We start from the raw sequence: 20,290 nt of genomic DNA on the forward strand, positions 1-20,290 counted from the left end.
CCCTGCGCGAGGCTTTCCGAGACTTTCGACATCGAGCTCGATTGACTTCGGCGCACCGTGCAGGCGCGCCTCTCACGCCGGCGCCGCCGTGCTGCTGCCTCGACCCGACGCCGCTGCACGCCTTCGGCCACGGCCGCTCGTACACGACGTTCACCTGGGAGGAAGGCTCCGCGACCGGGCGCGTCGAGCTGGGCACGGACGACCCGTACGACGTGACGGTGACCGTGCGCAACACGGGCGGGCGCGCGGGCGCGGAGGTGGTGCAGCTGTACCTGCACGACCCGGTGGCGTCGGTGACCCGCCCGGACATGCGGCTGATCCGCTTCCGGCGGGTGGAGCTGGCCGCGGGCGAGGCGGCCCGGGTGACGTTCCGTTTCCACCCGGACCTGTCGGCCTTCACCGACCGCTCGGACCGCAGGGTGGTCGAACCGGGCGCCCTGGAGCTGCGGTTGGCGGCCTCCAGCACGGACGTGCGCCACGCGGCCCAGCTCACGCTCACCGGACCGGTCCGCAGCCCGGGGCCCGGCCGCCGGCTGCGCTTCGAGACAGCGGTGAAGGCGGTGACGGCGGTGCGGTGAGGCGCCGTGCGGAGCTCCGCGTCAGCCCTCGCCCACCGACTCGAAGCGCCAGCGGTGCACGGCCCGCATGACCAACTCCCCGTCCGGTTCGGGGAGTTCGGGCAGCTCGGCGTCGTACGGGGCGTCCCACCAGGTGATGACGAGGACCCGGTCCTGGGGGGCGCGCAGGGTCTCGCGGCGCAGCGGCGCACGGGGGAGGTCCTGCGCGCGCGTCCAGGCCAGCAGGTCCTCGCCGCGCCCGGGCACGGCCCTCGCCTCCCACATCAACGCGACCGTCACGAGTAGAGGTTCTCCTTGCCGACCTCGTGCACGTGGTCGTGGTCCTGGCCCGGGACGTGGGGCTCGGTCACCGGCAGCGAGGAGTCCGCCGACAGGTCCCAGCTCGACGCGGCCCGGTTGCGCGCGACCATCTCGGCGCCGAGGGCGGCGACCATCGCGCCGTTGTCCGTGCACAGCTTGGGCCGCGGCACCCGCAGCCGGATCCCGGCCGCCTCGCAGCGCTCCTGGGCGAGGGCGCGCAGCCGGGAGTTGGCGGCCACGCCGCCGCCGATCATCAGGTGGCCGACGCCCTCGTCCTTGCAGGCCCGGACGGCCTTGCGGGTCAGCACGTCCACGACCGCCTCCTGGAAGGAGGCCGCGACGTCGCGCACCGGGACGTCCTCGCCCGCCGCCCGCCTGGCCTCGATCCAGCGGGCCACGGCCGTCTTCAGCCCCGAGAAGGAGAAGTCGTAGACGGGGTCGCGCGGGCCGGTCAGGCCGCGCGGGAACGCGATGGCCTTCGGGTCGCCCTCCCTGGCGTACCGGTCGATGACCGGGCCGCCGGGGAAACCGAGGTTCAGCACCCGCGCGATCTTGTCGAAGGCCTCGCCGGCCGCGTCGTCGATGGTCGCGCCCATCGGACGGACGTCGGAGGTGATGTCCGAGGACAGCAGCAGCGAGGAGTGGCCGCCGGAGACCAGCAGCGCCATCGTCGGCTCGGGCAGCGGGCCGTGCTCCAGCTGGTCCACGCAGATGTGCGAGGCGAGGTGGTTCACGCCGTAGAGGGGCTTGCCGAGCGCGTACGCGTACGCCTTCGCGGCGGAGACGCCGACCAGCAGGGCACCGGCGAGTCCGGGACCGGCCGTGACGGCGATGCCGTCGAGGTCGCGGGCGCTGACGCCCGCCTCCTTCAGTGCGCGCTCGATGGTGGGGACCATCGCCTCCAGGTGGGCGCGGCTCGCGACCTCCGGGACGACGCCGCCGAAGCGGGCGTGCTCGTCGACACTGGAGGCGACCGCGTCGGCCAGCAGGGTCGTGCCGCGGACGATGCCGACACCGGTCTCGTCGCAGGAGGTCTCGATCCCCAGGACCAGGGGTTCGTCAGCCATTGATCTCGGTTCCTTGTGCGGAGTTCTCGGGAGTGGTCAGGCGCATCACCAGGGCATCGACGTTCCCCGGCTGGTAGTACCCGCGCCGCACCCCGATGGGTTCGAAGCCGAAGCGCTCGTAGAGCTTCTGCGCGCGGACGTTGTCCACGCGGCACTCGAGCATCACCTCGGCGCACTCGAAGGAGGTCGCGGCCCGCAGCAGCTCGGCCAGCAGCCGTCCGCCGAGGCCCGTGCCCCACAGCTCGCGGGCGACGGCGATGGTCTGCACGTCGGCCTGCTCACCGGTGGCGACCAGCCCTGCGTACCCGACGATCCGGGGGCCGGTCTCGGCGACCACGTACCGCCGGTTCGCCTCCGGGCCGCGCGCGTGGGCCAGTTCGGACCAGAACATGCCCCGCGACCAGGCGTCCTCGGGGAAGAGGTCCCGCTCCAGCTCCAGCACGGGGTCGATGTCCCACCAGCGCATCTCGCGCAGCGCGCACGTCACGGTCCCGGTCACTTGGGGGTGACCACCTTGTAGTTCTTGGGGACCTGGGCGTCGGGGCGGCGCAGGTACAGCGGCCGGGGCGCGGGCAGTTCCTCGCCCGCCGCCAGCCGCTCCACGGCCAGCCGGGCCAGGGCGGCGGCGGACACGTGCTCGGGTTCGTGGGCCCGGGGGAAGGTGTCGGGGTAGAGCAGCGCGCCCGCGCCGACCGCGGGCAGGCCCGCGACCTGCTCGGCGATGTCGGCGGGCCGGTCGACGGCCGGGTCGGTGAGGCGGGTGCGGGAGTCGGCGTAGCGGGCCCAGTACACCTCCTTGCGGCGGGCGTCGGTCGCGACGACGAGCGGGCCCTCGATGTCGGCGGCCCGGGCGAGGCCGTCCAGCGTGCACACCCCGTGCACGGGGACGCCCAGGGCCAGTCCGAGGGTGTCCGCGGTCATCAGGCCGACCCGCAGTCCGGTGTACGGGCCCGGGCCGGTCCCGGCGACGATCCCCGTCACGGCGTCGAGCTTCAGGCCGGCGTCGGCGAGCACCCGGTCGATCGCCGGCAGCAGCAGTTCCCCGTGCCGCCGCGCGTCGACCTGACTCGACGAGGCGATGACGTCCTCGCCGTCGTGCAACGCGACGGTGACAGCGGGCGTGGCGGTATCCAGAGCGAGCAAGAGCACGCAAACAGCCTACGGCTCCCCGGGGCCGCTGTCGGACGTACGGGTGCCCGCGCGCGGACCGTCCCGCACGGCGGCCCCGTACTGGGGCCGGAGCGGTGTGGACGGCCGGACGCCTGACACGGCTCCCCGGCCCCGGCACGGCCGCGCCTGCCGGGTCGTCACGTACTGCTACCGTCACCTACCGTCACGACACAGGCACAGCATGGAGACGTACGACGCGGAGGTGGCCGCCGGTGGCAGTCAGCAGCTCGGGAATCGCGGCCGGGCTCACCGCCGCGGCCCTCGCGACGGTCGGCTGCCTCGCCCACCAGGCGTCGCAGGCCCTGCCGTCGGGTCCGGGCGGGGCGCGGGCGGGCGCCTCGGCGGCGGTCGACGCCTCCAGGGCGCCCCAGGCGAGGAGGAACCTCACCGCGCTGCCGGAGGGGTCCGGCGAGGGCGCGCGGGTCGTGTACTCGCTGCGCCGCGACCGGGTGTGGCTGGTCGGCGCGAACGGCGGGGTCGCCCGGACCTTCGAGGTCGACCCGAGCGCGGTGGACCCGCCCCCGGGCAGCTACGCGGTGACGTCCCGCTCGAAGGCGGTCACCGGCTCCGACGGCGTCCCCGTCGAGCACGTCGTGCGCTTCACCAGCGTCGACGGGGTGGTCGTCGGCTTCAGCGCGGCCGTGGACGAGTCGAGGCGCGCGCCCGCCCCGAAGGTCCGCACGGGCGGCATCCGCGAGTCCCGCACGGACGGCTCGGTGATGTGGACGTTCGCGACGATCGGCCGGAAGGTGGTCGTCGTCCGCTAGCGGTCACCCGGCCCCGCGCACGGACGTCCCTAGGCGGCTTCCCGGTGGTCGCGCACCGGCCCGGAGAACTCCGGCTCGGGGGCGCGCGGCGGCGTGGAGATCAGCGCCGCGGCCTCGCCCGCCGCCAGCAGGTCCCGCATGGACACCCCGGCGACCGCGCACGGCAACGGGTGCTGCCCCTTGCTCTCTGTAGCCGACATGGACGCCTCCTGAGGGGCGGGGGCGGACGTGGTTAGGCAGACCTAACCACGGACTGGATACCATGTGACCACGGACAAGACGCCGAACGCAACATGGTGCCGACGTCTTGTCGGAACGTTCGTCACCCGCCGCACGCGGGGGTGTCTAGGCGGCGAGCACCGTCAGGTCGGCCGCGGCCCAGCGTTCCCCCACGCCGGTGATCGTCATGTGCCGGACCTCGTCGGTCGTGTCGCCCACCGCGCGGTGGATCACGACCTGGAGCCGGTCCTCGGTCAGCTCCTCGACCTTGCCCTCCCCCCACTCCACGACGACCACGGAGTCGGGCAGCGAGACGTCGAGGTCCAGGTCCTCCATCTCGTCGAGGCCGCCGGAGAGCCGGTAGGCGTCGACGTGGACGAGCGGCGGCCCGTCGCCCAGCGACGGGTGCACCCGGGCGATCACGAACGTCGGCGAGGTGACGGCCCCGCGCACGCCGAGCCCCTCGCCCAGCCCACGGGTCAGCGTCGTCTTGCCCGCTCCGAGCTCCCCGCTCAGCATCACCAGGTCGCCCGCGCGCAGCAGTTTCGCGAGCCGGCGGCCGAGCTCCCGCATCTGCTCGGGGGACGTGACGACGATCTGGACGGAACCGGGCTCAGCCGGGTTGTGCGGTGCTGGTGCTTCCATAGCCCTTCACGGTAGCCCCTGCGGGCACGGCCCCCGTGCGGGTGAGCAGGTCGGCGAGGCGGTCGGTGACCACTTCCGGGTGCTCCAGCATCACCAGATGGCCCGCGTCCGGTACGAGCACCAGCTCCGCCCCCGGCAGCAGGTCGGCGATCGCCTCGCTGTGCTCACTGGGAGTGACGAGGTCGTGGACCCCGGCCAGGACGAGCACCGGCAGGTCCGCGAAGTGGGCGAGGGCCTCGGTCTTGTCGTGGTCGTGGAAGGCCGGGTAGTACTCGGCGACCACGTCGATCGGCGTGCTCTCGATCATCCGCTCGGCGAACCGGGCGATGGCCGGGTCGACGTCCCGGGTCGCGAACGAGTAGCGCTTGATGACCCCGGCGAACAGGTCGGCGGTGGCCCGGCGCCCCTTCTCCACCAGCTCGGCCCGCTGCCCCAGCGCCTTCAGCACCCCGGGCAGCACCCGCCGCACCGCGTTGACCCCGGCGACCGGCAGCCCGTAGTTGACCTCGCCGAGCCGCCCCGAGGACGTCCCCACGAAGGCGACCCCGACGGTCCGCTCGCGGATCAGCTCCGGATACCGGTCGGCCAGGGCCATCACCGTCATGCCGCCCATGGAGTGCCCGACGAGGACGATCGGCCCCTCGGGCACCGCGGCGTCGATGACGGCCTTCAGGTCGCCGCCGAGCTGCTCGATGGTGACCGGCTCGCCGTCCCGGGTCTGCGCCACGCCCCGCCCGGAGCGGCCGTGGCTGCGCTGGTCCCAGTGCACGGTCCGGACGACGCCGCGCAGGGCGGCCCGCTGGAAGTGCCAGGAGTCCTGGCTGAGGCAGTAGCCGTGGCTGAAGACGACCGTGACGGGGGCCGGGGACTTGCGGCCGAAGAGCCTGCGACGGCGCGGCCCCGTGGCGGGGGCGGCCTCCGGGTCGGCGTCGTCGACCTCGTAGTACAGCTCCGTGCCGTCCTCGGCGAACGCCTTGCCGGGCATGCCGCGCAGCGCCCCGTAGGGTCCGGCCGAGTCCAGGGCGAGGCGGGCCTTCTGGCGCATGCCGCGGCCGACCGTCATCCGCTCCACGGCGACTCCGGCGGCCGCGCCCGCGGCCACCACGCCTATCGCCACGCCCGCGATGCCGGTCGCCCGGCGCCAGCCCCCCGCCGCCCCCGCGGCGGAGGCCGCGACGGCCGCGGAGGCGACGTCCGCGACGGCCTCCGCACTGCTCTCGCTCACGTACCGCTCCTCCTCGCCGGGCTGCCGATCCGTGACTCTGCTGGTCGGACGGTGCTCGTGGTGCTGCTGTGCCTGTGCCTGTGTACCTGTACCTGTACCTGTACCTGTGCCTGTGTACCTGTACCTGTACCTGTACCTGTGTACCTGTGCCTGTGTGCCTGGTGTTTCCCGCGTGACCGGTCCTCGGTGCGAGTCACCCGTCCTGTTCCTCATGCACATAGACGCGCGGAACACGCGTTCCGATCCGGGTCACGATCTCGTAGGCGATGGTTCCGGCCGCCTGCGCCCAGTCCTCGGCGGTGGGCTCCCCGCGGTCCCCGGGGCCGAAGAGGACCGCCTGGGCTCCCGCCTCGGGCGTGTCCCCGCCCAGGTCGACCACGAACTGGTCCATGGCGACCCGTCCCGCGATCGTCCGCCACGTGCCGTCGACCAGGACCGGCCCGGCCGAGGAGGCGTGCCGCGGGATGCCGTCCGCGTATCCGAGCGGGACGAGTCCGAGGGTGGTGTCGCCGGGTGTCACGTACAGATGGCCGTAGCTCACGCCGTGCCCGCCCGGGACGTGCTTGACCAGGGCCATCGAGGCGGAGAGCGTCATCACGGGACGCAGCCCGAAGTCGGCCGGCGTGCCGAGCTCGGGGCTCGGCGAGATGCCGTAGGTGGCGATGCCCGTGCGCACCAGGTCGAAGTGGCTCTCGGGCAGGGTGAGCGTGGCCGGCGAGTTGGCGATGTGCCGGACCTCGGGGCGGACGCCCTGCCGCTCGGCGTGGGCGACCATCTCCCGGAAGAGGTGGAGCTGGGCGGCGATGGAGGGATGCCCCGGCTCGTCGGCACAGGCGAAGTGCGACCACAGCCCGGTGACGCGCAGCAGCCCCTCGGCCTCGGCGCGCAGGGCCTCGCGCACGAGCTCGGCCCAGTCCGCCCCGGGCCGGCACCCGTTGCGCCCGAGCCCGGTGTCGGCCTTGAGCTGCACCCGCGCGGGCCGGTCCGCGAGCCGGGCCGCCGCCACGAGCTCCCTCAGGGCCCACATCCCGCTGACGGACACGTCCACGTCGGCCTCGACGGCCTCGCGCCAGGGACCGCCCGGCGTCCACAGCCAGCACATGATGCGGCCCGGCAGCCCGGCGGCCCGCAGAGCCAGGGCCTCCTCGGGGGTCGCCGTGCCGAGCCAGCTCGCTCCCGCGGCGACGGCGGCGCGTGCGCAGGGCACCGCGCCGTGGCCGTACGCCTCGGACTTGACCACGGCCATCACGGCCGCGCCCGGGGCACGCGACCGCAGGGTCCGCACATTGGCCCGCAGGGCGGCCAGGTCGATCTCGGCGCGGGCCCGCAGGGGTGCGGTCCGGGAGGCTGTTCTCTCGCTCATCGCGCCCAGTCTCTCAGAGGGCCCCGACAGCCCGGTGGCAGCGGCCCCACGAGCCCGTCGACCGTACCCCGGCGGACCGGCCGTGTCCCGGGCCGCCGCCCCCGTACGAACACCCGGCCCCCTTTCCAGCACGCCCCACGGCAGCCTCGCGGCCCCCACCGCGAGATGCACGAGCACCCTCGAACTGCACACGCAGGCCGCCGCCGGCGCGGTCGGTGTCATCACGATGATCCTGGCCCTGCGCCACGGCACCCTTCCGCGCACCCTCCACGCGGGACAGCCGTCCTCACGCGTCGACTGGGGCAGCGGACTGTCGCCCTCAGGCTTCAGACCCCAGGGTTCAGCCCTCATCCCTCAGCCCTCAGCCTTGTGCCCTCGCCCTCCCCGCCGTCCCGCAGCCCACCGCTCACCCCCGTACGTTCCGCCAGGCCGCCGGGATCGCCGCCGCCACGTCGTGCGCCCCCATCGGCGCCCCCTCCGCCGCCAGCCTCCCGGCCAGACCGTGCAGATACGCCCCCGCACTCCCCGCGTCCCGGGCCGAAAGCCCCGCCGCCAGCAACGACCCCGCCAGCCCCGACAGCACGTCCCCGCTCCCCGCCGTGGCCAGCCACCCCGTCCCGGTCGGGTTCACGCGCACCGGTCCGCCCCCCGAGTCGGCCACCAGCGTCGTGGAACCCTTCAGCAGCACCGTCGCCCCGTACCGCCCCGCCAGCTCCCGTACCGCCGCCAGCCGGGCCCCCTCGACCTCCGTCCGCTCCACCCCGAGCAGCGCCGCGGCCTCCCCCGCGTGCGGCGTCATCAGCGTCGGGGCGCGCCGTCCCCGGACCGCGTCCGCGTCCGCCAGCCGCAGCCCGTCCGCGTCGATCAGCACGGGCACGTCCGCCGCCAGCACCTCCGCCACCGTCGCGGCGTCGTCCCCGGCCCCCGGCCCCACGACCCACGCCTGCACCCGCCCGGCCCGCTTCGGCCCCCGGTCCGACACGAGCGTCTCGGGGAAGCGCGCGATGACCGCGTCCCCGGCCGGCCCCACGTACCGCACGGCCCCGGCACCACCCCGCAGCGCTCCCGCGACGGCCAGCACCGCGGCACCCGGGTACCGCGCGGACCCTGCGGCGATCCCGACCACTCCCCGCCGGTACTTGTCGCTCTCCGCGTGCGGCACCGGCAGCAGCCGCTCCACGTCGGCGTGCTGCAACGCCTCCAGCTCCGGCCCGGCCGGCAGCTCCAGCCCGATGTCGACCAGCCGCACGGACCCGGCGTGCTCCCGGGCGGGGTCGACGAGCAGGCCGGGTTTGTGCGTCCCGAAGGTCACGGTCAGATCGGCCCGCACGGCGACGCCCCGCACCTCCCCGGTGTCCGCGTCGACCCCGCTCGGCAGGTCGACGGCCACCACGGCACCGCGCGACCGCTCGGCGGCGGCGGCCAGCGGCACCGCCTCGGGCCGCAGCCCGCCCTTCCCCCCGATCCCGACGATCCCGTCCACGACGAGATCGGCCCGCTCGACCAGGTCCTCGACGGCCCCTGCCCCGGGCGAGGCCACCCCGGCCGAACCCGTCCCGCCGGGACCGGCCCCGGCCGGGCCGCCGACCCCCACGACCCTCCCCCCGGCCCACCGCAACGCCTTCAGTCCCTCCCCGTGAGCCCGTTCCGGCGTCAGCAGCACCGCGGTGACCCCGGCCCCCCGCCGCGCCAGCCGCGCCCCGGCGAACAGCGCGTCACCCCCGTTGTCGCCGCTGCCGACCAGCAGGACGACCCGGCTCCCGTAGACCCGCCCGAGCAGGTCGGCGCAGGCCGCGGCCAGCCCGGCGGCGGCGCGCTGCATCAGCGCCCCCTCCGGCAGCCGCGCCATGAGCTGTCGTTCGGCGGTCCTGACCGTCTCCACGCTGTACGCACTCCGCATGCGGTCGAGTTTCCCGTAAGGCCCCGTGGCCACTCCCCCGCCTCCCGCGCACCCGCCTGGCGTGTCGCGGCCATTGACGGTCCGTCGCCCTCTTGCCAGGGCCCCACCCGCGCAGAAAGCGCTTGCACACCCCCCACGTACGACGAAACCGAGGCTTCCCATGGGACGCAGAGCCGCCCGCGCCCTGGACCCCACGGCACGCGTGGTGCTGTCCGTGGTGGGCGCGTGGGCGCCGCCGATCGCGTGGGCCGTGCCGGCCGGCGCCCTGGCCGCCGTCACCTTCAGCGTCATGGGCATGCACCACGCCCGCAAGGGCACGGGCCGGATGTGGACGGCGGCGACGGGCACGGCACGGTGCTGGGCGCGGGGGGCTCCGCCGGTACCGTCGTGCTCCTGGGTGCGCTGTTCTGACGCGCCGCGGCGCCTCACCCCTCCGCGACGACGACGGCCGAGGCCACCCCGGCGTCATGACTGAGGGACACGTGCCAGGACCGCACGCCCAGTTCGGCGGCGCGGGCGGCCACGGTCCCGGTCACCCGCAGCCGGGGCTGTCCGCTGTCCTCCACGAACACCTCGGCATCGGTCCAGAGCAGCCCTGACGGAGCGCCGAGCGCCTTGGCCAGCGCCTCCTTGGCGGCGAACCGCGCGGCCAGCGAGGCGACGCCCCGCCGCTCACCGCTGGGCAGCAGCAACTCCCGCTGGAGGAACAGCCGCTCGGCCAGCGCGGGCGTGCGTTCCAGGGACGCCGCGAAGCGGTCGATCTCCGCGACGTCGATCCCGACCCCGATGATGCTCATGCCCAGCACCCTAAGGCGACGGCCCGTCGCCGCGAACGACCCGGGCCCGGTGTCCCGGCGCACGTGCCCGCGCGGATCGGTGCGCCGATCCAACCACCCGGTCTTCCTTATGGGGTTCGCGATGACCGCGACGACCGCGATGAGCACACGGCATCGCACCGAGAACGGGAGGACGTCCACCACGAGGTTCAAGTCGCCGGGGACCACCGCCACTTCGGCAGCGCTCTTCACCACGGCCCTCAGCGGCACCGTCGCCACCGCGGGCACCGCCTCCGCCGCTCCGCAGGACTGCAGCAGGGCGATCGTCAACGTCAAGGCGAAGGAGACCGTCCGCTCCGCGCCGAAGAAGACGGCCACGGCCCTCGGCATCTGGGGCAAGGGCAAGCGGGGCGCCGTCTGCAACGACGGCAAGGCCTGCAAGGGCGGCTCGTACACCGCCTGCGGCAAGACCCAGCGACATGTGGTAGCACGGCGGCGACGAGGTGAACGGCCGGGTCCCGAAGACCTGCATCAACCGGTGATCACCAGCCGTTGAGGGGGCGAACGGCGACCGGCCGTTCGCCCCGCGCGCTCACTCCACCGTCACCGACTTCGCCAGGTTCCGCGGCTGGTCCACCTCGTTGCCCCGGGCCGTCGCCAGCTCGCACGCGAACACCTGCAGCGGCACCGTGGCCACCAGCGGCTGCAGCAGGGTCGGCGTCGGCGGCACCCGGATCAGGTGGTCCGCGTAGGGCACGACCTCCTCGTCGCCCTCCTCGGCGATGACGATGGTCCGCGCCCCGCGCGCCCGGATCTCCTGGATGTTCGAGACGATCTTGTCGTACAGCACGGAACGCCCCCGCGGCGACGGCACGACCACGACGACCGGCAGGTCCTCCTCGATCAGCGCGATCGGCCCGTGCTTCAGCTCCCCGGCCGCGAAGCCCTCGGCATGCATGTAGGCGAGCTCCTTGAGCTTCAGCGCGCCCTCCAGTGCCACCGGGTAGCCGACGTGCCGACCGAGGAACAGCACCGTGTCCTTCGAGGCAAGCGTGCGCGCCAGCTCGCGCACCGGTTCCATCGTCCCGAGCACCCGCTCCACCGCACCGGCGATCGAGGACAGGTCGCGGATCACGGCCCGGATCTCGTCACCCCACTTGGTGCCCCGGACCTGGCCCAGGTACAGCGCGACCAGGTAGCAGGCCACCAGCTGGGTGAGGAACGCCTTCGTGGAGGCGACGGCCACCTCGGGTCCGGCGTGCGTGTACAGCACCGCGTCCGACTCGCGCGGGATCGTCGAGCCGTTGGTGTTGCAGATCGCCAGCACCCTGGCGCCCTGTTCGCGGGCGTGCCGCAGCGCCATCAGCGTGTCCATGGTCTCGCCGGACTGCGAGATGGCGATGACCAGGGTCTGCGCGTCCAGGATCGGGTCCCGGTAGCGGAACTCGCTGGCCAGCTCCACCTCGCACGGGATCCGCGTCCAGTGCTCGATGGCGTACTTGGCGATCATCCCGGCGTGGAAGGCCGTCCCGCAGGCGACGATGACGACCTTGTCGATCTCGCGCAGCACCCGCGGCGGGATCCGCACCTCGTCCAGGGTCAGCGAGCCCGAGGCGTCGATCCGGCCCAGCAGGGTGTCGGCGACCGCCTTGGGCTGCTCGGCGATCTCCTTGAGCATGAAGTAGTCGTAGCCGCCCTTCTCGGCCGCCGAGGCGTCCCAGTCGACGTGGTACGAGCGCACGTCCGCAGGGCGGCCGTCGAAGCCCGTCACCACCACACCGTCCCGGCGCAGCTCCACCACCTGGTCCTGCCCCAGCTCGATCGCCGCACGGGTGTGGGCGATGAACGCGGCGACGTCCGAGGCGAGGAAGGCCTCGCCCTCGCCGACCCCGACCACCAGCGGCGAGTTCCGCCGGGCTCCGACCACCACGTCCGGCTCGTCGGCGTGCACCGCGACCAGCGTGAACGCGCCCTCCAGCCGCCGGCACACCAGCCGCATGGCCTGGGCGAGGTCCGCGCAGGAGGAGAACTCCTCGGCGAGCAGGTGCGCCACGACCTCGGTGTCCGTCTCGGAGGACAGCGCGTGACCGCGCTCCTCCAACTCGGCCCGCAGTGCGGCGAAGTTCTCGATGATGCCGTTGTGGACGACCGCGACGCGTCCCGCGTTGTCGATGTGAGGGTGGGCGTTGGCGTCGGTCGGGGCGCCGTGCGTCGCCCACCGGGTGTGGCCGACGCCCGTCGTGCCCGTCGGCAGCGGCCTGCCGTCCAGCTCCTTCTCCAGGTTGATCAGCTTGCCGGCCTTCTTCGCCGTGGCCAGCCCGCCGTCGGCCAGGACGGCGACGCCCGCCGAGTCGTAGCCCCGGTACTCCAGCCGCTTCAGCCCGGCCGTCACGACCTCGAGCGCCGACTGCGGCCCCACGTAACCCACGATTCCACACATGAGCGGCAGCCTAGGGTCGATTCCCGCACCGAACAGGCCGCAGCGTGCCCGATTTCGGAAATTCCCACGGGGGTACGAAGCCCCGATCCCACCGGAAGCCTTCGACCAGGCCCTCCGCCTCGATCGCAGACGTCCTGTGTCAGCCCTGGGGTCCGTGGAACCCGGCCCGGCCCCACCACTCCCACAGGTGTGACGCACACCACTGACACTCCTCCCGGCGGCCGGTTTCCCCCCGAATGCCGGGGCGGCGAGGGACCGCGTGACGGATCCCACCTGACGGTCCGTTCGTGCGCCCGTAACAATGGACTGTGATCTCTCCGGTCCCCCCGATGCCCCGGAGCGCCCACCGGCAGCGGCCGGAGGCGACTCCCTACGTCGACCTCACCCGAGCCGAGTGGAGCGCGCTGCGCGACAAGACGCCGCTGCCGCTCACCGCCGAGGAGGTCGAGAAGCTGCGCGGTCTCGGCGACGTGATCGACCTCGACGAGGTGCGGGACGTCTACCTCCCGCTGTCCCGCCTGCTCAACCTGTACATCGGCGCGACGGACGGCCTCAGGGGCGCCCTCAACACCTTCCTCGGCGAGCAGGGCTCCCAGTCCGGCACACCGTTCGTCATAGGCGTCGCCGGCTCGGTCGCGGTGGGCAAGTCGACCGTCGCCCGCCTGCTGCAGGCCCTGCTCTCGCGCTGGCCCGAGCACCCGCGCGTGGAGCTGGTCACCACCGACGGCTTCCTGCTGCCGACCCGGGAGCTCCAGGCCCGCGGCCTGATGTCGCGGAAAGGTTTCCCCGAGTCCTACGACCGCCGCGCCCTGACCCGCTTCGTCGCCGACATCAAGGCCGGCAAGGACGAGGTCACGGCCCCCGTCTACTCCCACCTGATCTACGACATCGTCCCCGACCGGCGGCTCACGGTCCGCCGCCCCGACATCCTGATCGTCGAGGGCCTGAACGTCCTGCAGCCCGCCCTGCCCGGCGAGGACGGCCGCACCCGCGTCGGCCTCGCCGACTACTTCGACTTCAGCGTCTACGTCGACGCCCGCGTCGAGGACATCGAGAGCTGGTACCTGAGCCGCTTCCGGAAGCTGCGCGCGACCGCCTTCCAGAACCCGTCGTCGTACTTCCGCCGGTACACCCAGGTCTCCGAGGACGAGGCCCTCGACTACGCCCGGACGATGTGGCGCACGATCAACCGGCCCAATCTGGTGGAGAACATCGCTCCCACCCGCGGCCGTGCCACCCTCGTGGTGCGCAAGGGCCCGGACCACAAGGTGCAGCGGCTCAGCCTGCGCAAGCTCTGATGTGACGGAAAGGGACCGCTCCATTGGTCGCCATGCTTCACCTGCGCCTGATCTCGCCCTCCGACCGGACCGACGAGGTGCTCCGGCTGCTCGACGAGACCGTCGGCGCCACCCACCTCGTCGTCCTGCCGGACACCGCCCGCAACCCCGCCGGGGACGTCGTCATGTGCGACGTGGCACGCGAGGCGGGCGACGAACTCCTCGGCCGGCTGAGCGACATGGGCCTGGAGAGCAGCGGCTCCATCGCCGTCGAGAACATCGACCTGACCCTCTCCGAGCGGGCCGACCGCGCCGAGGCCGAGGCACCGGGCGAAGGAGCGGACGCGGTCCTGTGGGAGCACCTGACGGACGAGACGCACGAGGAGTCCACCCTCTCCGTCACCTATCTCGCCTTCATCACGCTCGCCACGATGATCGCGGCCTGCGGTGTGGTCCTGGACAACGCGATCCTGATCGTCGGCGCTATGGCCGTGGGCCCGGAGTTCGGCCCCCTGGCCGGCATCAGCACCGCGATCGTCCGGCGCAGACCGCGCCTGGCCCTGCGCTCCCTGACCGCCCTGCTGGTCGGCTTCGCGGCGGCGATGGCGGTGACGGTCGCCTTCAGCCTCTTCATGGACGCCGTCGGTCTGTTCACCGAGGCCCGGCTGGAGGGCGAACGCCCCAACACCGGCTTCATCTACGCCCCGGACTGGCTGTCCTTCGTCGTGGCGGTGCTGGCGGGCACCGCGGGCACCCTCTCCCTGACGTCGGCCAAGTCGGGCGCCCTGGTGGGCGTGGCCATCTCGGTGACCACGATCCCGGCGGCGGCGAACGCGGCCGTGGCCCTGAGCTACGGCGACACGTCCCAGACCTGGGGCTCCACGCAGCAACTCCTGCTGAACCTGCTGGGCATCACGCTCGCGGGCACCCTGACGCTGCTGGCCCAGAAGTGGCTCTGGTCCCGGCAGCGCCGCACCACGCCGCGGACGTAGGGGAAAAGACCGGGAGGGTGCGCGGGCCGCGCACCCTCCCGGTCCCGTCCCGCGGTCAGCCCAGTGCCGACTTCACGGCGTCGGCCAGGCGCCCGGCCACGGACCGGGCGTGCTCGATGTCCGCCGCCTCGACCATCACGCGGACCAGCGGCTCGGTCCCGGAGGGCCTGAGCAGCACCCGTCCGGTCGATCCGAGCTCCCGCTCCGCGTCCGCGACGGCGGCCGAGAGCTCCGCGGAGGTGGCCACCCGGGACCTGTCCACGTCCGGCACATTGATCAGCACCTGCGGCAGCCGCTCCATGACGGCGGCCAGCTCCCGCAGCGGACGGCCGCTCCCGGCCACCCGGGCCGCCAGCAGCAGACCGGTCAGCGTTCCGTCTCCGGTCGTGGCGTGGTCGAGGATGATCACGTGCCCGGACTGCTCGCCCCCGAGCACGTACCCGTGCTCCTTCATCGCCTCGAGCACGTAGCGGTCGCCCACCGCGGTCTGCACGAACTGGATGCCCTCGCGCTCCATGGCGAGCTTGAAGCCCAGGTTGGACATGACCGTCGCCACCACGGCCTCGGCCCGCAGCGCGGACCGCTCCCGCATGGCGAGCGCGAGCACGGCCAGGATCTGGTCCCCGTCCACCTCGTCGCCGGTGTGGTCGACGGCGAGGCACCGGTCGGCGTCCCCGTCGTGCGCGATGCCGAGGTGGGCGCCGTGCTCGACGACGGCCGCCTTCAGCTTGTCCAGGTGCGTCGAACCGCACCCGTCGTTGATGTTGAGCCCGTCCGGCTCGGCCCCGATCGTGACGACCTCGGCACCGGCCCGCTGGAACGCCTCGGGCGAGACCCGGGCGGCGGCGCCGTGCGCCTCGTCGAGGACGACCTTCAGCCCGTCGAGCCGGTTCGGCAGGGCACCCAGCAGATGCTCGACGTACCGGTCGAAGCCCTCGCCGTAGTCACGGACACGGCCCACTCCGGAGCCGGTCGGCCGGTCCCACGGGGCGCCGGTGCGGTGCTCCTCGTAGACGGCCTCGATGCGGTCCTCCAGCTCGTCGGCGAGCTTGTGACCGCCGCGGGCGAAGAACTTGACGCCGTTGTCGGGCATGGCGTTGTGGCTCGCGGAGAGCATCACACCGAGGTCGGCACCGAGGGCGCCGGTCAGATACGCCACCGCGGGCGTCGGCAGCACGCCGACCCGCAGGACGTCCACACCGGCGCTGGCCAGGCCCGCCACCACGGCGGCCTCCAGGAACTCCCCGGACGCGCGCGGGTCACGCCCCACGACCGCCTTCGGCCGATGCCCCTCGAAGGTGCCCGCCTCGGCCAGTACGTGCGCCGCGGCCACGGACAGGCCCAGGGCCATCTCCGCCGTCAGATCCGCGTTGGCGACGCCGCGGACGCCGTCCGTGCCGAAGAGTCGTCCCACTGTGCTGTCCTCCGATAGTGCTGAAGAGAATGCGGCTCACACCCCCGAGTACACGCCCTGAGACTGCCAGGGGGCCGTAGGGGTTGTGTAAACGAACCGCCCCGGCAGCACGATCGTGCTGCCGGGGCGTTCGTCGCGAAGACGGCGACGCGATCAGCGCTTGCTGTACTGCGGGGCCTTGCGGGCCTTCTTCAGACCGGCCTTCTTGCGCTCGACCGCACGGTCGTCGCGGCGGAGGAAACCGGCCTTCTTCAGCGGACCGCGGTTGTTGTCCACGTCGGCCTCGTTCAGCGCGCGGGCGACACCGAGACGGAGCGCACCGGCCTGACCGGAGACACCGCCGCCGGCGATGCGGGCGACGACGTCGTAGCGGCCCTCGAGCTCGAGGACCTTGAACGGCTCGTTGACTTCCTGCTGGTGCACCTTGTTCGGGAAGTAGTCCTCGAGGGTGCGACCGTTGATCTTCCACTTGCCGGTGCCCGGGACGATCCGGACGCGGGCGATGGCGTTCTTGCGACGGCCCAGGCCGGCGGCCGGCTGGGGCTCGCCGAAGCGGGAGGCCATGGACTCCGAGGTGTACTCGCCCTCGACGGGAACCTCGGACTCGGTGGTGTAGCTGTCGATGTCAAGCTCTTCGAGCGGCTGCTCGGCAGTGGTCTCGGCCACGATTCTCCTCAGATTCTGTTCGGTCTTAGGGGGTGGCCGGACTTACTGCGCGACCTGGGTGATCTCGTACGGCTGCGGCTGCTGCGCGCCGTGCGGGTGCTGGTCACCCTTGTAGACCTTCAGCTTCGAGAGCATCTGACGGCCCAGAGTGTTCTTGGGAAGCATGCCCTTGACGGCCTTCTCGATGGCCTTCTCGGGGTTCTTGTCGAGCAGCTCGTCGTAACGGACGGAGCGCAGACCACCCGGGTAGCCGGAGTGGCGGTACGCCATCTTCTGGGTCCGCTTGTTGCCGGAGAGGTGCACCTTGTCGGCGTTGATGATGATGACGAAGTCACCAGCGTCGACGTGCGGCGCGTAGATCGGCTTGTGCTTGCCCCGGAGAAGGGTAGCTGCAGTGGAGGCGAGACGGCCCAGGACGACGTCCTGAGCGTCAATGACGTGCCACTGGCGCGTCACATCGCCGGGCTTGGGGCTGTACGTACGCACGGTTCGTAGCCTTCGCTTCGAGTGAATGGTCCTGACAAGGTCACCGAAACGATCACGACAGCCTGGACCGCACTGCGGCGACGCATACCGCGTACGTGGGGTCGCTGGTCATCGGCCCGGTGGACCGGTGTAAGGGCCCGTCCCGTGAGAATGAGCAAGCCAATACACAACGAACAAGCAGAGTACCGGTGCGTTCGAGAAGGGTCAAAACGGGGGATCAGCGGGGCCTGCGCACCGTCGGCGCGCACAGCGCGGCACACACGGTGGCGGCCCTGCGCAGGGTCCGCCCCCGCAGCCGCACGGGCCGCCCGTACGGGAGCACCGACGACAGCGTCACATCGACGCACACCCCGGCGCACCACCGCAGCAGCGAACCGCCGCCACGCGGCCTCCGCACCGCCCGCACCACCCCCACCAGCACCGGGGCCCACCCCACCGGAGCGAGCGACGGCCACAGCGACAGGCACACCAGCAGCGCCACCGTCGGCAGCAGCCGCCCCAACCACCCGAGGATGTCGCCTTTGCCCGTCCGCATGGGAGGAACGCTAGGGGCTGCGGGGCCTCGCCGGTCGGACCAGCACGCCCCATGTCCCGTCTAAGATGCGGCCCATGAGCTTTGGGCAGGGGGGACCTCAGTCGCAGTGGGATCCCTGGAAACCGCAATCGCAGCAGCCGTGGAGCAGCGGCGGCGGCCCGTCTCCTGACTGGGCCGCGCTCGCCGAGGCGTCCGAGGCCCGCAACAAGCGACGCCGGCTCCTGATGATCGGCGGCGGCGCACTCGGCATCGTCGCGATCGGCACCGCCGTGGCGGTGGCCGTGGTCTCGGCCAACGGCGACAACCGGCCGGACTCCCCGGTCTCCCTGCCGTCGGCGGACATCCCGAGCGGCACCGCCTCGGCGCCCTCGTTCGCCCCGACCAGCGCCCCGCCCCCGCTGAACCCGAAGGACTTCGTCGCCAGCGCGGGGAAGGACAAGGCGCCGCTCAGCCCGGACACGCTCTTCCCCGGGACCCAGCTGACCATGGGCGGGACCGTCTACGAGAAGGGCCCCACGGCCGACACCCGCGGCTGCGCCTCGGCGGCCGGCGGGACCCTCCCCAAGATCCTCACCGCGAACGACTGCACGCGCCTGATACGCGTGACCTACGTCAACGGCGGCATCGCGGTCACGGTCGGCGTGGCCGTCTTCGACACCGAGGCGCAGGCGCTCAAGGCCAAGGGCCAGGCCGACCGGAAGAGCTTCGTGAAGTCGCTCTCCGGCGGCGGCGTGAAGAACTTCTGCGAGTCCGGCTTCTGCCGCACGACGAGCAACTCCTACGGCCGCTACGCCTACTTCACCAACGCCGGCTTCACCAGCGGCAAGGACGTCACGACGAAGGACACCGACGTGTTCCGCACGGGCGACGACCTCCAGCAGCACACGTTCAACCAGATCCGCCGCCGCGGCGAGGCCCAGGCGTCGGCAGCGGCGGCGGCCGGGTGACCGGTCAGAGCCTCTTGGCGCTGCGCAGCGTCTTGGCGTAGTAGCCGTTGCCGTCCAGCCGGGACACCCCGCCGACATCGCCGATGGTCGGCCCGTTGACCTCCTCCCGGCTGGAGACGAAGAGCAGGTGGCCCTCGGTGTCGTAGCCGAGCACCATGCCGACGTGGTCCAGGCGCTGCGCGGTCCGGGTGTCGAGCTTGAAGAACACCAGGTCACCGGGCTGGAGCTGATCGATGCCGGTGGGACGGTCCTTGGGCGAGATCCCGGTGAGCGGCAGGATGTCGGCGCCCCGGTCCGAGCGGGCCATGCCGTTGGCGGTGCGCGGCAGGCCGTCACCGGAGGCGTCCGAGGACATGAGCGGGTAGCGGGCGCGGTAGCCGAACACCATCCGTATGAACCCCGAGCAGTCGATCGAGCGGGCGCGTGCCGTCTCCGGCTGCCCGGTCACGCCGTCCCGGAAGGGGTAGGGCACGCCGAGGTAGTCGTAGAAGTCCGACTGCTCCAGGCGCAGGTCACCGCCCTCCGCCCCGCTCGAGTCGAGCGGACCGTACATGCACTTTGAGCACCACGATCACAAGACAGTCACATTTGGCTCGCGTTCTTGCTCACGTCGGACTCGTCCTCGCTTTGTTCGGCTGCCAGTCGCCGGCGGACCGGTCGGCCGACGAGGCCACCGCGCCCGCCCGGCAGTTGGTGGACCTCCGCAGCAGAATCCTCACGTACACGGCGGAACTGGGGCGGGACGACGCCTACACCCCACCGGACGACACCGCACGCGAGCGCGTCGCGGAGACCGTCGGCCGGCTCATGGACGGCGAGACCGCGGAGGCCGGACGCGCGCTCACTCCCCTCGGCCTGAAGGTGACCCGTCTCACCGACACCGAGTCCGGCCGCCGGTACGACGAGATCGCCGCGGCCCGTCCGGGGCGGGCCGAGGGCTGGGGACGCCTCTATCTGACCGCCGACTCCGACGTCCGGTGGAACGTCCAGGTGCCCCACCCGGTCTCCGACCGGGACACGGAAGGGCTCGGCGTCCGGCTCCTGGAGGACAACCCCGGCGGCTCGCTGGTCCTGGCCGGAGCGCACCGGGAGGCGGGCCGACGGGACGCCGCCGACGTCGCCCACCGGGAGGACAGCATGTTCCACGCCGTCGTCGTGGCACTCCAGAAGCGCAACGTGCCCGGGGTCCAGCTGCACGGCTTCGCCAAGGAGTCGCACCGCCCCTACGAGGCCGTCCTCTCCACCGGAGCCGCGCGGCGCGCCCTCACCGAGGCCGCCGCCCTGGCCGACGGCATGGAGGCCGACGGCCTGCGGGTGTGCCGGGGCTGGTCGGCCCGCTGCCCCCTGGAAGGCACCAGGAACGTGCAGGGCAGGGTCGCGGAGCGCCACCACGCCACGTTCCTCCACGTGGAGCTCTCCCCCGACGCGCGGGGCGACGGCACCGACGCGGAAGCCGCCGCCACGGCCCTCTCCGGGCTGGTCACGACCTGGAACTCCGCCGGCCGGTGACGACGGGCGGAGCC

General features: G+C 73.0%; 21 protein-coding genes and 3 pseudogenes. 8 read left to right on the forward strand and 16 right to left on the reverse strand.

The features are described 5' to 3' along the window. Positions 1–68: 68 nt before the first annotated feature. A pseudogene (locus ACFW6P_RS02390) lies at positions 69–578 on the forward strand (fibronectin type III-like domain-contianing protein); the annotation flags it as partial. Positions 579–599: 21 nt separating this feature from the next. Here ACFW6P_RS02390 and ACFW6P_RS02395 read toward each other — a convergent pair. From ACFW6P_RS02395 to tsaB, 4 genes are read right to left on the reverse strand one after another with little or no spacing between them, the layout of a single operon-like run. After that, the gene (locus ACFW6P_RS02395; protein WP_386349757.1) at positions 600–857 is read right to left on the reverse strand and encodes a hypothetical protein; all 258 of its coding nucleotides are present in this window, start codon (positions 855–857) and stop codon (positions 600–602) included. Further along, the gene (tsaD, locus tag ACFW6P_RS02400) at positions 854–1,945 is read right to left on the reverse strand and encodes a tRNA (adenosine(37)-N6)-threonylcarbamoyltransferase complex transferase subunit TsaD (RefSeq protein ID WP_386422762.1); all 1,092 of its coding nucleotides are present in this window, start codon (positions 1,943–1,945) and stop codon (positions 854–856) included. Before tsaD ends, ACFW6P_RS02395 begins: the two co-directional genes overlap by 4 nt. Beyond that, positions 1,938–2,411: a ribosomal protein S18-alanine N-acetyltransferase gene (rimI, locus tag ACFW6P_RS02405; protein ID WP_386349909.1), complete on the reverse strand. Its 474-nt coding sequence runs from the start codon at positions 2,409–2,411 to the stop codon at positions 1,938–1,940. The genes tsaD and rimI overlap by 8 nt, the downstream gene beginning before the upstream one ends. 29 nt (positions 2,412–2,440) lie before the next feature. Continuing rightward, positions 2,441–3,094, reverse strand: coding sequence for a tRNA (adenosine(37)-N6)-threonylcarbamoyltransferase complex dimerization subunit type 1 TsaB (tsaB, locus tag ACFW6P_RS02410; protein ID WP_386349751.1), 654 nt, complete (start codon positions 3,092–3,094; stop codon positions 2,441–2,443). Between the two features lie 233 nt (positions 3,095–3,327). On the opposite strand from tsaB, the gene ACFW6P_RS02415 reads away from it, so the two are divergent. Then, positions 3,328–3,882, forward strand: a complete 555-nt coding sequence (locus ACFW6P_RS02415; protein WP_386422764.1) for a hypothetical protein — start codon at positions 3,328–3,330, stop codon at positions 3,880–3,882. A gap of 29 nt (positions 3,883–3,911) precedes the next feature. Here ACFW6P_RS02415 and ACFW6P_RS02420 read toward each other — a convergent pair whose 3' ends face one another. The 4 genes from ACFW6P_RS02420 to alr form a co-directional block, all read right to left on the reverse strand. Further along, a complete protein-coding gene (locus tag ACFW6P_RS02420; protein ID WP_386349745.1) occupies positions 3,912–4,082 on the reverse strand; it encodes a hypothetical protein in 171 nt (56 codons plus the stop codon). 145 nt (positions 4,083–4,227) lie between these two features. Then, positions 4,228–4,746 carry a tRNA (adenosine(37)-N6)-threonylcarbamoyltransferase complex ATPase subunit type 1 TsaE gene (tsaE, locus tag ACFW6P_RS02425; protein WP_386349742.1) on the reverse strand — a complete coding sequence of 173 codons (519 nt, stop codon included), beginning with the start codon at positions 4,744–4,746 and terminating at the stop codon, positions 4,228–4,230. Beyond that, complete coding sequence (locus tag ACFW6P_RS02430) at positions 4,715–5,971, reverse strand: alpha/beta fold hydrolase (protein ID WP_386422765.1); 1,257 nt, start codon at positions 5,969–5,971, stop codon at positions 4,715–4,717. The genes tsaE and ACFW6P_RS02430 overlap by 32 nt, the downstream gene beginning before the upstream one ends. Positions 5,972–6,164: 193 nt before the next feature. Beyond that, the gene (gene alr / locus ACFW6P_RS02435) at positions 6,165–7,334 is read right to left on the reverse strand and encodes an alanine racemase (RefSeq protein WP_386349736.1); all 1,170 of its coding nucleotides are present in this window, start codon (positions 7,332–7,334) and stop codon (positions 6,165–6,167) included. Between the two features lie 82 nt (positions 7,335–7,416). Between alr and ACFW6P_RS02440 the strand changes: the two are divergent. Then, a pseudogene (locus ACFW6P_RS02440) lies at positions 7,417–7,593 on the forward strand (hypothetical protein); the annotation flags it as partial. Between the two features lie 147 nt (positions 7,594–7,740). Here ACFW6P_RS02440 and ACFW6P_RS02445 read toward each other — a convergent pair. Both ACFW6P_RS02445 and ACFW6P_RS02450 read right to left on the reverse strand, forming a co-directional pair. Beyond that, positions 7,741–9,234, reverse strand: a complete 1,494-nt coding sequence (locus tag ACFW6P_RS02445; RefSeq protein ID WP_386349733.1) for an NAD(P)H-hydrate dehydratase — start codon at positions 9,232–9,234, stop codon at positions 7,741–7,743. A 425-nt stretch (positions 9,235–9,659) separates the two neighbouring features. Beyond that, entirely contained in the window at positions 9,660–10,031 is a 372-nt protein-coding gene (locus ACFW6P_RS02450) for a holo-ACP synthase (protein WP_386349731.1), read from the reverse strand. Between the two features lie 121 nt (positions 10,032–10,152). Between ACFW6P_RS02450 and ACFW6P_RS02455 the strand changes: the two genes are divergently transcribed. Beyond that, on the forward strand, positions 10,153–10,566 hold the full coding sequence (locus ACFW6P_RS02455) for a hypothetical protein (RefSeq protein WP_386349728.1): 414 nt from the start codon (positions 10,153–10,155) through the stop codon (positions 10,564–10,566). Between the two features lie 36 nt (positions 10,567–10,602). Here the strand turns inward: ACFW6P_RS02455 and glmS are convergent, their stop codons facing one another. Then, positions 10,603–12,450, reverse strand: coding sequence for a glutamine--fructose-6-phosphate transaminase (isomerizing) (gene glmS, locus ACFW6P_RS02460; RefSeq protein WP_386349725.1), 1,848 nt, complete (start codon positions 12,448–12,450; stop codon positions 10,603–10,605). Positions 12,451–12,779: 329 nt separating this feature from the next. Here glmS and coaA point away from each other — a divergent pair, with 329 nt between their 5' ends. Next, entirely contained in the window at positions 12,780–13,748 is a 969-nt protein-coding gene (gene coaA, locus ACFW6P_RS02465; RefSeq protein ID WP_386349722.1) for a type I pantothenate kinase, read from the forward strand. Positions 13,749–13,780: 32 nt separating this feature from the next. Next, positions 13,781–14,719 (forward strand): DUF389 domain-containing protein, encoded by a 939-nt coding sequence (locus ACFW6P_RS02470; RefSeq protein WP_386349720.1) that lies wholly within the window; start codon positions 13,781–13,783, stop codon positions 14,717–14,719. Positions 14,720–14,774: 55 nt separating this feature from the next. Here the strand turns inward: ACFW6P_RS02470 and glmM are convergent, their stop codons facing one another. The 4 genes from glmM to ACFW6P_RS02490 all read right to left on the reverse strand — a co-directional run bounded on the left by glmM (position 14,775) and on the right by ACFW6P_RS02490 (position 17,820). Continuing rightward, positions 14,775–16,133 carry a phosphoglucosamine mutase gene (gene glmM / locus ACFW6P_RS02475; protein WP_386349717.1) on the reverse strand — a complete coding sequence of 453 codons (1,359 nt, stop codon included), beginning with the start codon at positions 16,131–16,133 and terminating at the stop codon, positions 14,775–14,777. Positions 16,134–16,286: 153 nt separating this feature from the next. After that, on the reverse strand, positions 16,287–16,799 hold the full coding sequence (gene rpsI / locus ACFW6P_RS02480; protein WP_031118774.1) for a 30S ribosomal protein S9: 513 nt from the start codon (positions 16,797–16,799) through the stop codon (positions 16,287–16,289). 42 nt (positions 16,800–16,841) lie between these two features. After that, entirely contained in the window at positions 16,842–17,285 is a 444-nt protein-coding gene (gene rplM, locus ACFW6P_RS02485) for a 50S ribosomal protein L13 (protein WP_019754543.1), read from the reverse strand. 217 nt (positions 17,286–17,502) lie between these two features. After that, positions 17,503–17,820 carry a hypothetical protein gene (locus ACFW6P_RS02490; RefSeq protein ID WP_386349713.1) on the reverse strand — a complete coding sequence of 106 codons (318 nt, stop codon included), beginning with the start codon at positions 17,818–17,820 and terminating at the stop codon, positions 17,503–17,505. A 74-nt stretch (positions 17,821–17,894) separates the two neighbouring features. On the opposite strand from ACFW6P_RS02490, the gene ACFW6P_RS02495 reads away from it, so the two are divergent. Beyond that, positions 17,895–18,767, forward strand: coding sequence for a hypothetical protein (locus ACFW6P_RS02495; RefSeq protein ID WP_386349711.1), 873 nt, complete (start codon positions 17,895–17,897; stop codon positions 18,765–18,767). Positions 18,768–18,771: 4 nt separating this feature from the next. On the opposite strand, the pseudogene ACFW6P_RS02500 reads toward ACFW6P_RS02495, so the two are convergent. After that, positions 18,772–19,317, reverse strand: a pseudogene (locus ACFW6P_RS02500) (C40 family peptidase); the annotation flags it as partial. Positions 19,318–19,355: 38 nt separating this feature from the next. On the opposite strand from ACFW6P_RS02500, the gene ACFW6P_RS02505 reads away from it, so the two are divergent. Further along, positions 19,356–20,276 carry a hypothetical protein gene (locus ACFW6P_RS02505; RefSeq protein ID WP_386422767.1) on the forward strand — a complete coding sequence of 307 codons (921 nt, stop codon included), beginning with the start codon at positions 19,356–19,358 and terminating at the stop codon, positions 20,274–20,276. Positions 20,277–20,290: the final 14 nt, after the last annotated feature.

Source organism: Streptomyces sp. NPDC058741 (assembly GCF_042746715.1).
Classification (GTDB): Bacteria; Actinomycetota; Actinomycetes; order Streptomycetales; family Streptomycetaceae; genus Streptomyces.